The following is a 14,594-nucleotide window of genomic DNA, read 5'->3' as shown; positions in this document are numbered from 1 at the left end:
TAGCGTTTGTCTCAGTTTTCCTACGCCGCTTTTAGAGATCTCAAACAGTTTCTTAGCCAAAGTCGTCTTACCCACGGCGTTTTCACCAACCAGGGCAATGTTGCCGTTAGAAGAAACGGGAACGTCCAAGCTGCGATACAAATTGAAATTTCTTAAATGAAACGAAACTGGAATCAGCTTTGTGCTGTTATTCATAAATAAACTCCTTATTCAAATACTTCTTGTTCAACATCGGCAGTCGCATTAAAACGTTTGGCAACCGGTGTCGGTTGATAATAGTTGCCATTTTCAGATACCAAGGCATTCTCCAGCAACCCTTTCTTAACATCAGAAGGATTAACCGTTCTTCCAGGAAAGAGTTCCTTGGTCACTTCACGAATTTTGGGTGTTAACTTGGTTTTCTTGATTGGGTCATGAAGTCGATTAGCCAAAGCGATTGCGACGATCAATGGTTTAGCTTCACTCTTCTTTTGTTGATTATCCAGCAAAATGGCATAATCTTCGCCACACTCCAACCGAAAACGCTCCAGTGGCGCCCAGTCGGCCATCAACTGTTCCTTATTGGCAACCAATTGCGGCCAGAGTTCCGGAAAGCGGTGCGGAGATAGGTACCTAAATCTAAGCAACACCCGATTCACCCGTTGACGCTCGGTCAAGTTGCCGGTGTCTTGGGGATGGCTCATATATTCAATCATTTCATGAGTGATACTTATAAAATCGGGATTGATGTCCCAGAATGGGTCCATGATTTCGGACCGGCTGGCTTCGTCGCCCTCCGGATAGTCCGGTGTAAAGAGACCAAAGCGTTTAACAAAGATATCATCGATAATCCCATAAATCGTTGGTTCATCGAGCTCAACGACCTCACTGTGAACCTGCTGGATAATGCTTTGCGAATCAATCACCATGTCGGAAGCCAACCCATCCATTTCTGGTGAACTGATGACCGCTTTGAGGGTCGCCAGCAACACATGTTTTTCAGCATCACTCAGCTCGCCTGGACCAATTAACAAAACCAAATTATTACCGTAGTTGAGCGGCTGGGTGCCGATCAAATGGTCAAAAAAATGGTAAACGCGGCGCTGCTTATAGCCCTGTTTAAACGCCCGAATAGCATTGATCGTCACTTTGGTGGTCGTTGGTTCTGGGGTACTCGTGAATAACTCCTGATCAAGTAGGCGATTAATGATCATTTTTTCTGTGTTTCCTAATTCCATTGATTTCCTCCAACTATTTTGCGAACTTAACGGCAAACCCACTCGGCAAATAAACACTATACCGTTCACCGTGACAGTGTAACTTGATTTGATCACTGGTTTTAATCGGTTCCACTGCGATAACTTGGCGGCCAAACGGGGCAAATCCATTCAACTGGTCATAAGACAAGGCAGTGTACAACCGAGCCACTTCATCTCGGGCAAGTTGGCTATCGAATTCTAAATTGTGATCAATCTTTGCGTTGCCGGCACTATCGGTCTGCATCACCCGATTAAAATCAGTAAGACCCTGATTCCAGCCAGAATCGGCGTAAGTATCATCCGCCACGTCAGGATTTTCATCTTCAGTCGCAATATTACGTATTGAATTATCGATCAAGTAATTGACCGGCCGCAAACTCACAGCGTCAAGTAAATCACTGGGGTCATCTTCATCCCGGTCATCTGCCAAATGAACTGGCAAGGCTTGTGGAAAGTGAACATCTTCGAAATGCGCCATTAGGTCATCCAACTGTCTGACCATTTCCTTAACGTCGAGTTGTTGTTGCTGACTGTGCTCATATTCACGAACCAGCAGGCGAATCGTCCGACTGATCGTGTCATATAGCATATAAACAGAATCAACACTGTTATCAATTTTATTGCTGGTACTTTCCAAGCTATTATTTAATTGTTCAAGGCTGGCCTGGATCACCTGACGGGTATTTTTAAAGTCGATGGCCATTTTATCTTCGCGCCCCAGCATTTGGTCAAGGTCGATACTATCCTTACCTTGTTTACTGGCAGCAATCCGACGCGAATATTCCAGATCAAACACCATGTGCTGAACTTTGCTGCTCGTATTGATCATCTTAATAAACGCAGGAATCGCCCGCTCTTTGAGTAATTTTTGTAACGTTTCCGCATTTTCGCTGCCATGGTTAAAGGAAATGTCGTTGGCCAAGTCTGACAAATCAGCATCCAATTTGTGCATCCCCTTGAGAACATCTTGGGACGCATCGATCATGACACCAAAATGGTTAAACAGACGGCTAGTTTCGGCATCGTTATCCCTGGCATAAATTTCGTTCACCAACTGACAATATTCATCGATCCGGTCAACGTTGGCAGTTGCCATGGATTGTGAATCAGCGGCTTTTTGCAGCCCGTTCATAAAGCTCAGGCCAACGGAATTAATTCGGTAAATGTACGTTGTTTTGATGTGCCGGGTCCCGTTGTGCATTTGCTCGCGGACCTTGTGTTGGCTCTTTTCGATCATGTCGGCAGCAGTCAACCGGTCCAAAATTTTTTTAAACACTTCAGTAGCGATCGGTTTTTCGTCACGGTCCAAATAATTAATGTTAAATTGCTGCAATAAAAAATCCGCGGTAATTGGTGTATCGGCATTTTGCGTATTGCCGCGCAAAATTGTCAAGATCCACCAACCGGCCAGCGGATGATTCATGTTCCCACCTAAAATAGTGGCGTTAAGAATGTTGCGAAGTTCTTTTTGAAGAGTTGTGTGCATGCTAAGTTCCTTTACTTTAAATTGTGAGGTTTCGGATAAGTTTCCTATATTATAGATGATTGTGATGGTTAGATCTATTAGGAATTCTAACTTAGTCAGTTTCTGGGTCACAAATGAAAGATATTAATTGGCAATGGATCAAAATTCAACAGTTAATTCAAAAAGTTATTTGGTAACGGGCTATTAGGAGGATAAATCCTACCCCTTATACAGCTGCCCCCGCACATCCACGCCAGCATCATAGCCATGTTTGGAAACCATCCCTGCGGCCGTTTCCAACGTGTATTTATTTCCGTCGGCAAGCTCTAAGCCAAGTCCGTTGACGTTACCGTCGAGTTCCAACAGCTGGTCAACAAAGTGGTTACGGTCACTTACAGTATAGAAAAATAGCGTGGCAGTGCAGCCAACCAGCGGTTTCGACCAATCATAAGTGTTTAAATCTTCCTCAGCGCCAGTATCGACCCAATTATTTTGAGATGACGAAAAACCATTTACGGCCACTTCCCCGTTGCCAGTCATGAGTGATGGTTTGATAATATCGATTCTCATCGGAAATTCCCCCTTAATATTAATATCAATAAGTTCAAATTTAATAAAATGTTCCAGCCAAGACTAAATGAATCTTTATTAATTTCTCTGATCACCTACAGTAAACCACATATCGCACCCCCGCTCAATTCATTGCAACTTTGGGAATTGAGTGAAGTAAATGAAAAAGCCCTTCTTACACCAGAAATTACGGGTTGTAAAAAGAGCTACTTAATTTAAGTTAATTATTTGATCACAAACGTATTGAATGAATTTGGAGACAACGTTACTTTAAGGCTATTGTCAGCATTCTCAGGATCAGCAAATGTAAATGGTAATTCACGAGTCAACGCATTTTGAACAACCACAACAATTTCACCGTCAGGATTACGGAAGGCCTTGCCCATTGAATTGAAATGACCAGTGGTTTCCAATACTTTAGCACCCGGTTTTACATAATGCGCATAATGCCGCATAACATAATATTCAGGGTTCCGAGTAACTTCATGTGTCTCAGAGTTGATTGAGAACATTGAATTCTGATGCCATCCCCAGGTACTAATTGAATCTCCTAAAATAATATTCCAGTAGGTATATGCCGTTGCGCCAGCAGTAAAGTAATGATTGACTAAATGGAAAACATATTCAGCATAATCCCAACCATTTTCGCCAAAACCACACTCAGACTCAGTTTGAATCAGCTCAAGTTCCGGCCAGGATTCATGGGTTCTCTCAATAGCGTGCTGGCCAGCCCATTGATAACCAATCCCTTTGATGTATTTACGAGCTTCATCATCAAATAAAATATTATCAACGTAACGATTATAATTATCTAGTTTCACACCTGTAGCGGTGAATGACATATCTTCAGGACCATTTAACGTTCCTAAGAAAATTTCGGTATCAAGACCTGATCTTTCAAGGGTTGGTCCGAGATAATCACGAATAAATACCTTTAGATCATCACTGCTCCAAACACAGGACGGGAATTTTTGATCCGCAAATACCTCATTTTGTGGGCAAATTCGCTTAATATGAATACCTTGTTGTTCATAACTCTTGATATATTTTACAAAATAATTAGCGTAAGCTTGTAAATTTTCAGGAGTCATCACAATTTTGCCAAAGTTATAGGCCTTGGGGAATTTCATCCAAGTGGGCGGGGTCCATGGGCTAGCAAATAATTGCAGATTTGGTTGATATTTTTTTGCATTTTGAATATAAGGAATTAATGTTTGTTGATCATGGCCTATCGAAAAATTCTTAAGATCATAATCACCATCTTGTTCATCATAACTATACCATTGCTCTGCAAAATCATTGGCACCGATTGGTGTTCTATTGAAGCAAAAATTTAGTTCATCAGGGGAGAAGAGGTCCTTATAAATTTTTTGTTGTTCATCATCATTCAACGTACTAAGAGGTAGGTAACCTAATTCATTGAAACAACCACCGAATCCTCGTATAGTTTGAAGCTCTTTTCCAGTTAACTGGAGATCGTTTGATCCTGCAGCATTGATAGACTCAGGATCTTTTGTTTGTAAATAAGCATTTTGGGTACTCTCAATCCATTTAATCATTTTATCCTCCTCATAAATTTCATCTTAAAACTAGTTATAATAATTTCTAGACTATTTTGTGGAACGAATCATTTGAATGAAGATACAAGCAATAAAGGCGAAGGCAATAGCTGTTGGGAAAACCAAATTGTATCCGCCACTGACGACCAAGATACTGGTAACAATTGGGCCGGCCATTTGTCCCAAGGTAGTCGCAATGTTCAAAATTCCTAAATCTTTTCCAGCTTCTTCTTTTGAAGGTAAAACATCCACATTCAGCGCTTGATCAACGGCTCCATAAACTGCGTAACCTAGGCCGGCAAACCCAGCAAATAGCATCATTGACGAGGGTGATTTCATAATCCATGGCAGTAAGTAACCAATAATTAATAGCACGGAAGCAACAATTACCGGCAACTTTCGTCTACCAAAAAAATCAGAGATTGCCCCTGAGGCAATTGAGCCAACCAACCCAACAACCATCGTAATCACTGACATTACGGAAATAGTGGCTGCAGCAGATGTTTTACTTTGACCAATGAAGCTTTCCAAGATATACAACTGATAATTTAAAATCATGTAGTAACTGAAAATCAATAAAGTTCGTCCAACAAAGGCTAACCAGAAATCACGAGCACCTTTAACTGGTGGTCTGAATGACGCAATCAGTTCACCAAACCCACCCTTTACAGGAGGCATATCTTTTGATGATTTTTCTGTTGGCCAAACAATAACCGTACAAATTCCAGCAATACCCATTAAGACTCCAGCAATGATAAATCCTGGTAATTGAATCGTAATGAACCGCGCACCAATTAAGGTTCCCATTGAAGTTCCAACGGTAGTTCCTGCTGACATGAAGGCCGACATTGTTGCACGCATATCATTAGGTACTCGGTCTGACAAGGTAGCGATTACTGGCGCAATCATCATATTCAAACCAAACATACAAATACAGTACATAATACCAATCGCCCAAGCATTACTTAAAACACCAATCAAGAATAATGAAAGTCCACCGACCAAACCACCACCAACAACCCAAGGAGTCCGTCGGCCAAATACAGAACGTGTTCGATCAGAAAGATTTCCAAATAGTAGGTTAGAAATTAACGAAGCAATTGCCGTCGCTGCATTAAGTACACCAAAAATTGCCGTTGAGGCATTAGGACCAACCAAATCTTTTAAATGCTGTGGAAGCAAGACCGCTGAAACGATTGCTAGCCCACCCATCCACAGAAGGGCAAATACAAAGAAACTTAGTGAGAATCTAATTCGATTTCCCTTACTCATCTTATTAATATCCGGTTCGTTGTTGATTGACTCAACAGACGCCTTTACTTGTTTTTTCATAGTCATTTTCCTCTTTTTTAGAATTAAAAATTTGCAATAATGGATGCTTCTGGATACGCTTTCATTTTTAACAATTTAACAAGTCTTATTTCAAATCAAACTATTATGGGCACAAATGAATCAATCTTTGCTTTATGGAATCAGAAAACAATTTATTGATTAGCTAGCTTAATAAATTTATCAACTTGTTCAGAACTTGCACCGAGCATGACTGCAGAACGTAGTGGAATGTTTTCTAATAATTGAGCATTCTCTGCGGAAGGTTGAAGCTGACCCATCAACTTATCTAAGCCAGATTCAGCCAAAGCCTTAGCCAGATCCTTGCGAGCAATAATGTTTGCAAAATAAGTATCCCGATCAATAATTGGTTTATCATTAGTTGACCAGTTCAGTGTAAGACTTGACTGAAGTTCAATATCAGCTGATGATTTCCCGATTAAAATCTCATAGTTACCGTTATCAACCTGCCATGAGGATGTTTGTTCATTGTACCAACTAAAAGCTCGCCTCGATAAGGTTACTGCAACTTCTTTGGTCTCTCCTGTATTTAATTCAACCTTGGTAAAACCTCTAAGCTCTTTAAACGGCTTTTCAATATAACTGGCACGATTACGAACATAAATTTGAGCAATTTCTTGTCCAGCTTGATTACCGGTATTGGTTATCTTAAAGCGAACTTCTACTTGCTGTTCTTCCAACTCTTTAATTTTTAGTTCTGCATATTTGAATGTCGTATAGCTCAAGCCATAACCAAATGGGAATAACACTGGAATTTGTTTCATATCATAATAGCGGTAACCAACATACAATCCTTCGCGGTATTTCTCATGCTTCTCATTAACGTCAAAAGTTCCATATGTTGGTGTATCTTTGATACTAAGTGGGAAACTTTCGGCCAGCTTACCACTTGGATTAACGACACCATTTAGGATATTCCAAGTAGCCTCGCCCACTGCCTCGCCAGCCAAGTATGTTTCAAGGACACCTTTAACGTTCTTAATCCAAGGCATTGTTACTGCAGAACCATTTTGAAGAACCACCACAATATTGGGATTAACTTCCGAGAGTTTTTTAATCAACTCATTTTGATTCTCAGGCAGATCAATTCGTACTTTATCAAAGCCTTCTGATTCGTCTTCTTCAGGGAGACCCGCAAAAACAATAACTTTATTGACGTTTTTTGCCAATTCAATTGCTTCATCGGACAGTGATTCTTTTGTATCTGTACCTTTCAATGTATATCCTTGAGCATACTGGTAATCAGGATTGATCTGTTGAACAACACTCAGCGGGGTAGTCACTTTAAATGCATTTACGTGAGAACTGCCACCACCTTGGTAGCGAGGCTTGGCAGCCAACTCACCAACCACTCCAACAGTATCGGTGCTTTTTAGCGGCAATACTTGATCCTCATTCTTCAACAAAATCATACTTTGCTCAGCCGTTTTGCGGGCAAATTCATGCTGTTCTTCCTTTTGATAATTTACTGCATCATTGCTGTCTTTACTATAGGTATGGATCAGATTCAATACCCGTCGAGCAGCTTTGTCTAACTCAGATTCGGCCAACATACCACTCTCTACTGCATCGACAATTTCATTAATAGACGATTTTCCTTTCCCTGGCATTTCCAAATCTAAACCAGCTTTTATCGCCCTAACGTGATCGGCAACTGCGCCCCAATCAGACATTACCAAGCCTTGAAAGTCCCACTCATCACGTAAAATTTTAGTTAATAACCACTTGTTTTCAGAATTCAAAGAACCATTAATTGAATTATATGAACACATCAAAGTGGCCGGATGAGCATTTTTAACAACATTTTCAAATGCTGACAGATAAATTTCCCTTAATGTCCGTTCATCCATGTCTGAAGAAACTGTAAAGCGCTGATTCTCCCGATTATTTGCCGCAAAATGTTTTAAGCTGACACCAACATTTTCGGATTGAACACCATTTACATAAGCACTTCCTAGTTCTCCAGCCACCAACGGATCTTCTGAAAAATACTCAAAGTTTCTACCAGCTAAGGGACTACGCTTCATATTAATTCCGGGGCCTAATAAAACAGCAACATCATTAGCCTTGGCAGCGATTCCCAAATGCTTTCCCAATTGAGTTAAGAGTGCGCGATCAAATGAACTTGCCGTTAAAGCGGAAACAGGGAAGCTGACAGCCTCAACACTTTTATTAAGGCCTAAAGCATCCGAGGTATCAGCTTGCTTTCTTAATCCTGAAGGACCATCAGTCATCATGATACTTTTGATTCCTAAACGATCGATTGGCTCTGTGTACCAAAACTCCTTACCACTTACTAGCGATGCTTTCTCTCTAACCGTTAACTTATTTAAGATAGTACTAACTTGATTATTCATTAATTCTCCTTCTTTTTATTAGTTAATCATTTGTTTGACCACTTTCAGAGTGTTTACTGACCCTCGACCACCAATACTCCCCATGGATCGATATTAATTTGCCCGGAAACTTGACGATCCTTAATTAATTCAGTCCCCGCCTTAATATCTTGAATAGTTAGCTTTTGACTGGAATAGTTAAAGTAAAAGGTGATTTGTTTACCCAGCTCGTTTTTAGCCTGCTTAATAATGATCGGAAAAGTTTCTTCAGTTCTTTGTATTCCGAGTTCATCTACATAATTTTTGATAAGTTGACGAAGAACTCCTTGTGATGGATAACATCCAATGTAGATCGTTGAGCCTTGTCCAAATTTATTTTTAGTGATTGCGGCATAATCTTTCCAGTTTGGATCATCATACTTTGCAATGATTTGTGCCGTGTCAGGAATTAATAATTCCATCCAATCCTTTAAGCCCAGATCACTTTCTTTACTGATTGTTTTATCTTCTGGGACTAGCTCACAGCCATCAGGATCTACAAACAGTTCATAGTGAATGCCACAGGCTTCACTAATGATTCCTGGCTGGGGAACAGTCCTCACTTTGACATGTTCATCAGTGAAACCAGATTTAAATGTATAAATAACATGACCACCGTTTTTGACATATTCATTCAACTTTTCAAGAAATTGATCGCTAATACTATATAGTAGTGGCACAACGACTAACTTATACTTGCTAAGATTAATATGGTGTTCATCAGAAATATCAGTATGAATATTTAATTTATAAAATTCATCATACAAAGATCGAAAGACATCATTGTAATTATGCTTATCAGAAAATGGAAAATTTTTCATTGCAGTGAGACTTTGGTTACTAACTAAGAATGCAACTTCAGCGGTTGATTTCAAATTAACCAAATGTGGTGACAATCGATCTAACTCAGCGCCCGTCTGACTGACCTCGTTGTAAACAGGGTTAGGACGAAAATCATGGCTCAAGATGCCCTTCCAATAGGTTTCAGCGGAATTATGGATGGAATGCCAATGCCAATATTCAACCATATTAGCCCCTGAAGCAATGTGGCTAAAAGCAAGCTGTCTCAATTGTCCGGGATATGGAACTTGTTGTTTGAAAGCCTGGGCTTGAGTTTCTAGAACTAAATAATTATCATTCTTGAGCGTTCGCATTTCGTCGCCAGCAAACGAAATTTCTGCTCCAGTTAAGTGCTTACGAGATGGATGGTAAATGTCAACCCCAGCGTAATCCAATGGCTCACTAGCTTTAAAATGATCCACATCTGGTTGAATACCGTAGGAATACCCGCGCCATTCAAAATCAAAGTTATGAGTTACAAACTGATTTGATAATTTATATTCATTAACCAGCTCAACTTGCCATTTCAAATACTGGTTAACTAAATCACGACGATATTGCTCAAATTCGGCCTGTAAACTCCCATTAATCGTTCCGTCCATTGAGGGAAAATCTTCCCATGCGTTAATACGGTTACTCCAGTAATCTAATCCAAATTCTTGATTTAATGCATCCAAATCTCCATTAAAGCGATGTTTCATAAATTGTACAAATCCTTGTTGAACGTTACTGCTAGATGTCCCATAATGCTTAGTTTCGTTATCAACCTGATAGCCAATAACAGCGGGATGGTTGGCAACATGACTAATCATCTTGCGAATAATTCGGTCAGCATATTTTAGAAAAATAGGATTAGAGATATCAAAAATTTGACGAGCACCGTAAGCCTTCCTATGACCAGATACTTGGACCATTACTTCAGGATATTTACGTGCCAACCAACTAGGAATTGCATAAGTTGGCGTACCAACAATGACGTTAATACCAGCTTTGTGCATTGCATCTAAGACTTTGTCTAATTTTGAAAAATCAAACTTGCCATCTTCTGGTTCATATGTGCTCCACGTACTTTCGCCGATACGGACTACATTTATTTTCGCTGCAAGCATCATTTTAATATCCTCGTCAAGACGGTCATACGGAAGATATTCATAATAATAAGCCGTTCCATAAAGAATCTTTTTAAATGACATGTAAAGCCTCCTGATTCTTTCGCTTTAGTAAGCGCTTTCTAAACAGTCTTCAGTATACAATATTAGGATAAAAAATATATCGCCTAATCAAACTTGTAATTATCCAAATATGACATATAATGAATCTAATTTAAATTTAAAAGGAGAAAATCATGGACTTCCTTAAGAACGCCAATCGATTACCTGTCATCGATTGGAATTTGACCTTCTTTGGTGCACATGAACAAAAAGTTGCAAATAATTGGACAGTTCCAATCGAAAAACACTATGCATTTGAATGCATCTACATCATTAAAGGCATCGAAAACATTCAAATTCAACATCGTGATTATGAACTACACCAAGGAGACTTTTTCTTAATTCCACCAGAGTTCATTCACAAGATGTCGGCTGGTAAAGATTTAACCTACTTCTGTTTTCATTTTGACATTGATGATCCCAAGCTTAAAGTTCAGCTAATTCACGGATTGGCATACTACCACCCTGCTCAATCCTCGTTGTGCAAGGATCTGACTCCTCATTTACAGACTTTAGATGGGCTCATTCATAAAGCTAACTACGATTTCAACACCAAGATGATTATTCAGATTGAGCTTTCCAAAATCCTACAACTCTTTTACAATGCGACTATGCAACAAACCAGTTCAGATTCTTTAACTTCAACGGAATATTCCCGAATTATTGCTGACTTCCTAAAAAACACAGTAACTGATCAAGTTATTAGTTATATAAAAAATGGTTACCTTAGCAATGAAGGCACTGGATTAGTAGAGCAGGCAATCAATCAAGTCGGGATTAGTGACGGTTATGGGTTCCATGTCTTTAAAAAAACCTATGGAATTTCTCCACGAGAATATTTATCTCGGCTAAAAATTAATGAAGCCAAAAAGCTACTTATGAAACCACAATATTCAATTAGTGATATTAGCACCGCTCTTGGTTATACTAATCTAGCTAACTTTAGCCGGCAGTTCAAGCGTTGGAACAGTGAGTCTCCTCGTCAATGGCGAACTAAGAATGGGTCATAAAAGGATTTGCTTTATGGACATATATGGATAACTTTTAGAAGGATTTGGATAAGCTGGTATTTTAATCGAACTAATTCCTTATTATTTTAAATTCATTTAATCAATTTAAACTGAAATATATTAATTGATGCTGCTGGCAAGTCAAATTCCTTCATTGTACTAATTTTATCCGTAAATGAAATTTGCTTTGTGCGAACAGTATTTGGATGCTCTGCTGAATTATAATCTGTAACGTCATCTGCAACTAATCTTTCAGCAAATATTCCCTTTGCCAGGTGCTGAAAATCCACTTGAACAACTTGTTTACTATTGATGTGACTATTTATCAAACAAACAGTAAGTATTTCGTCTTGGATTGCTGCAAAAATATCCACAAATTGATTCTTTTCCCTTGTTTGATATTGGACTAGTCGGCTACCCTGAAACTTCTTATACATCATAAACACATCAAAGTTAGGGGTTAAAACTGTCTTGTCCTGATCAGTAATAATTAGTGAATTCAGCACATTAACCGTTTGAGCCACACAAGCCATGGAGACATTTTCACAATTCTCTTGTAAAATATTTAAGGAAATTGCTGTAGCAATTGCATCCCTCATAGTCACTTGCTGCAACAGGGCTGGTTTGGCCATAAAAGACGCTTTATGCCAAATCCCCCATTCGCCCACAATTAAATCAATCTTTTGGAGCTGTTGATCCATTGAGGATTCTGGTACTGGCATCTTCTCTAAACCATCCTTAATTAGTTGCTTTTGCTCAGCAATAACAAGGGCTAATTCTCGTGCACCCTTAATAACTCGGTACCAGTCATCTTCCTGAAAAGAAGTTGGCATATCAGTATCGCTATCGAGATTCCAATTGTAAAAATGCAGGTCTAACGCATTGATCTCTGGTTGCCGATATTTCGAAATTTCATTTAATAGATCCCTAGTCCAATTAATCCTTTCAAGTGGCTTATTGCCATCAGGACCACTGGCAATCTTATATATCTTGGACTTATCAAATATATTTTGCTTAAAAGTTGGCATAGCTGAGGAGTACTGTCGATACTTTCGGACGTAATCTTGCGGTGTCATAAACCCACCACCAGCCCAAGCTTCGTTTCCAATTTCCCAAAATTGAACATTATATGGTTCTGGATGACCATTTGCTTTCCGTTCATTAGAAAGGCTGGTGGTCTCTTTTCGATTACAATACTCCATCCATTCTTTCATTTCTTGGACTGACCCACTTAACAGGTTAATGTTTAACCAAGGTTCAGCACCAATCAATTCACAAAAGTGCATAAACTCATCAGTCCCAAATTGATGCTGATCTTGTTCGTAGGTTCCAAAATTTTCATTGTAGGTTGTTGGCCGGTTCTCTGGCTTCCCGATTCCATCACGCCAGTGGTAAGTATCGGCGTAACACCCTCCTGGCCATCTAACCACCGGTGGCGCTAATTTTGCCAAAGCATCTACAATTCCTTCTCGAAGACCATCGATATTGGGAATATCAGACTCTCTACCAACCCAAATACCATCTGTAATTCCATGCCCTAAGAATTCTACAAATTGACCATGCAAATATGGACTAATGGTCCCTTGAATTTGGTTTGTATCAATCATAACTTTCATTTTTAGCTTACCTCCTTACGAATTAGATGTTATTATGATTGAAAGCGCTTTAATATAAGAATATTAACGTCTTTGTCAAAAAATTGTCATAACTCGTTATCAAGAAGGGAGCCCATTATGCAAGTTGCCGTTGCATCAACCCTAAATTTTTTGGTTAGAATGCTTCACACTCCAATTCGAATATTTGATCAAGATGGCTTTGTACAATACTGGGGACATAAACCTTACGAGGATGTATTAATTAATAACCAACCTCTATTACATCAATTGCTGAAATCCAATGTAAACGCATCGCCAAAACTTAGTTACTTTAATTCACACCAAATTATCGCTGTTGTTTTCAACCAAAAAGCTCGTTATCTCATTGGCCCGTTTAAGCTGTCTACTACTGTTGAACAGTCAAATTCAATAAATAAAGACCTTAATGACTTTTGTGAGTTTATCTGCCTGTTACAAAATATCATTAGTGATACAGATCTAATTGCTTCTGATGTCATTGAACAAAATGGATTATACGAAAAAATCGCCAAAAAAATTGACGATTCCTTAACTCAAAACTTATTTAATAACCAAGAACAAGAATTCATTCATAACCCATATGATCAAGAGGTTCGGGAACTAACCAGCATTTCAGAGGGAGATCTTAAAGCATTAGATGATAGTTTGCACGAAGTATATGATGGCCGTTTTCCTACATTAGGACCAACTAAACTCCGTTCTCTTAAAAATTTAGCAATTGTTGACCTGGCTTTAATTGCTCGGGCAGCAATTAAAGGTGGTTTGGATTACGAGAAGTCGTTTTCCATTAATGACGAATACATCCGTTCAGTGGAAACCTCTGAAGATGAACCCTCGATTGTTACCGTGGTTCTAAGGGCAAAAAAAGAATATACCCAACTTATTCATGACAATAAGCTAAAAAAAGATAACAAGCCGACCAATTTAATCGTCAGACGTTGTAAAATATTTATTCAGACCCATCTGCATTCAAAAATATGTTTGTCACAATTATCTGATTACTGCCAAGTATCCAAGCCGTATTTATCACGGCTATTTCATAACACTCAACGGGTAACTCTAAATGATTATATTCAACAAGAAAAGATTACTGCTTCCAAACGTGATCTAATTTATACTGATCATGACATTAGTATTGTGGCTACGGATTATGGCTATTCCTCCTCCAGCCACTACAGCTTGGTATTTAAGCGAATTACTCAAATGACACCAACTGCTTTTCGTGAGCAGTATGGAAAAGTATAGTCAGCTTCAGATAGTGCTTTGATCACTGCGCAATTAACTTACTAAGAAACTGTTTGAGATCTCTAAAAGCGGCGTAGGAAAACTGAGACAAACGCTA

The 14,594-nt window shown here is 39.1% G+C and carries 10 protein-coding genes and 1 pseudogene; 2 read left to right on the top strand and 9 right to left on the bottom strand.

Annotated elements, in window-relative coordinates; all coding sequences use genetic code 11:
* The 8 genes and pseudogenes from FD12_RS07140 to FD12_RS07105 form a co-directional block, all read right to left on the bottom strand.
* Positions 1-195, bottom strand: a pseudogene (locus FD12_RS07140) (hypothetical protein); the annotation flags it as partial.
* Between the two features lie 11 nt (positions 196-206).
* Complete coding sequence (locus FD12_RS07135) at positions 207-1,217, bottom strand: hypothetical protein (RefSeq protein ID WP_056982351.1); 1,011 nt, start codon at positions 1,215-1,217, stop codon at positions 207-209.
* A gap of 13 nt (positions 1,218-1,230) precedes the next feature.
* Positions 1,231-2,724 (bottom strand): hypothetical protein, encoded by a 1,494-nt coding sequence (locus FD12_RS07130; RefSeq protein ID WP_054748979.1) that lies wholly within the window; start codon positions 2,722-2,724, stop codon positions 1,231-1,233.
* A gap of 198 nt (positions 2,725-2,922) precedes the next feature.
* Positions 2,923-3,273, bottom strand: a complete 351-nt coding sequence (locus tag FD12_RS07125) for a hypothetical protein (protein WP_054748980.1) — start codon at positions 3,271-3,273, stop codon at positions 2,923-2,925.
* Positions 3,274-3,497: 224 nt separating this feature from the next.
* The gene (locus FD12_RS07120) at positions 3,498-4,832 is read right to left on the bottom strand and encodes a glycoside hydrolase family 30 protein (protein ID WP_054748981.1); all 1,335 of its coding nucleotides are present in this window, start codon (positions 4,830-4,832) and stop codon (positions 3,498-3,500) included.
* Between the two features lie 51 nt (positions 4,833-4,883).
* Positions 4,884-6,164 (bottom strand): MFS transporter, encoded by a 1,281-nt coding sequence (locus FD12_RS07115; RefSeq protein WP_056982349.1) that lies wholly within the window; start codon positions 6,162-6,164, stop codon positions 4,884-4,886.
* A 152-nt stretch (positions 6,165-6,316) separates the two neighbouring features.
* Complete coding sequence (locus tag FD12_RS07110; protein ID WP_054748983.1) at positions 6,317-8,539, bottom strand: beta-glucosidase; 2,223 nt, start codon at positions 8,537-8,539, stop codon at positions 6,317-6,319.
* A gap of 53 nt (positions 8,540-8,592) precedes the next feature.
* Positions 8,593-10,590: a beta-galactosidase gene (locus FD12_RS07105; protein ID WP_054748984.1), complete on the bottom strand. Its 1,998-nt coding sequence runs from the start codon at positions 10,588-10,590 to the stop codon at positions 8,593-8,595.
* Positions 10,591-10,742: 152 nt separating this feature from the next.
* On the opposite strand from FD12_RS07105, the gene FD12_RS07100 reads away from it, so the two are divergent.
* Complete coding sequence (locus tag FD12_RS07100) at positions 10,743-11,618, top strand: AraC family transcriptional regulator (RefSeq protein ID WP_054748985.1); 876 nt, start codon at positions 10,743-10,745, stop codon at positions 11,616-11,618.
* Positions 11,619-11,710: 92 nt separating this feature from the next.
* Here FD12_RS07100 and FD12_RS07095 read toward each other — a convergent pair whose 3' ends face one another.
* Positions 11,711-13,234: an alpha-N-arabinofuranosidase gene (locus FD12_RS07095; RefSeq protein WP_054748986.1), complete on the bottom strand. Its 1,524-nt coding sequence runs from the start codon at positions 13,232-13,234 to the stop codon at positions 11,711-11,713.
* A gap of 117 nt (positions 13,235-13,351) precedes the next feature.
* Here FD12_RS07095 and FD12_RS07090 point away from each other — a divergent pair, with 117 nt between their 5' ends.
* Positions 13,352-14,497, top strand: coding sequence for a helix-turn-helix domain-containing protein (locus FD12_RS07090; RefSeq protein WP_056982348.1), 1,146 nt, complete (start codon positions 13,352-13,354; stop codon positions 14,495-14,497).
* The last annotated feature ends 97 nt before the right edge of the window (positions 14,498-14,594 follow it).

The sequence above is a fragment of the Lentilactobacillus rapi DSM 19907 = JCM 15042 genome, assembly GCF_001436255.1.
GTDB lineage: Bacteria > Bacillota > Bacilli > Lactobacillales > Lactobacillaceae > Lentilactobacillus > Lentilactobacillus rapi.
This window is presented reverse-complemented; position numbering and strand designations above follow the sequence as displayed.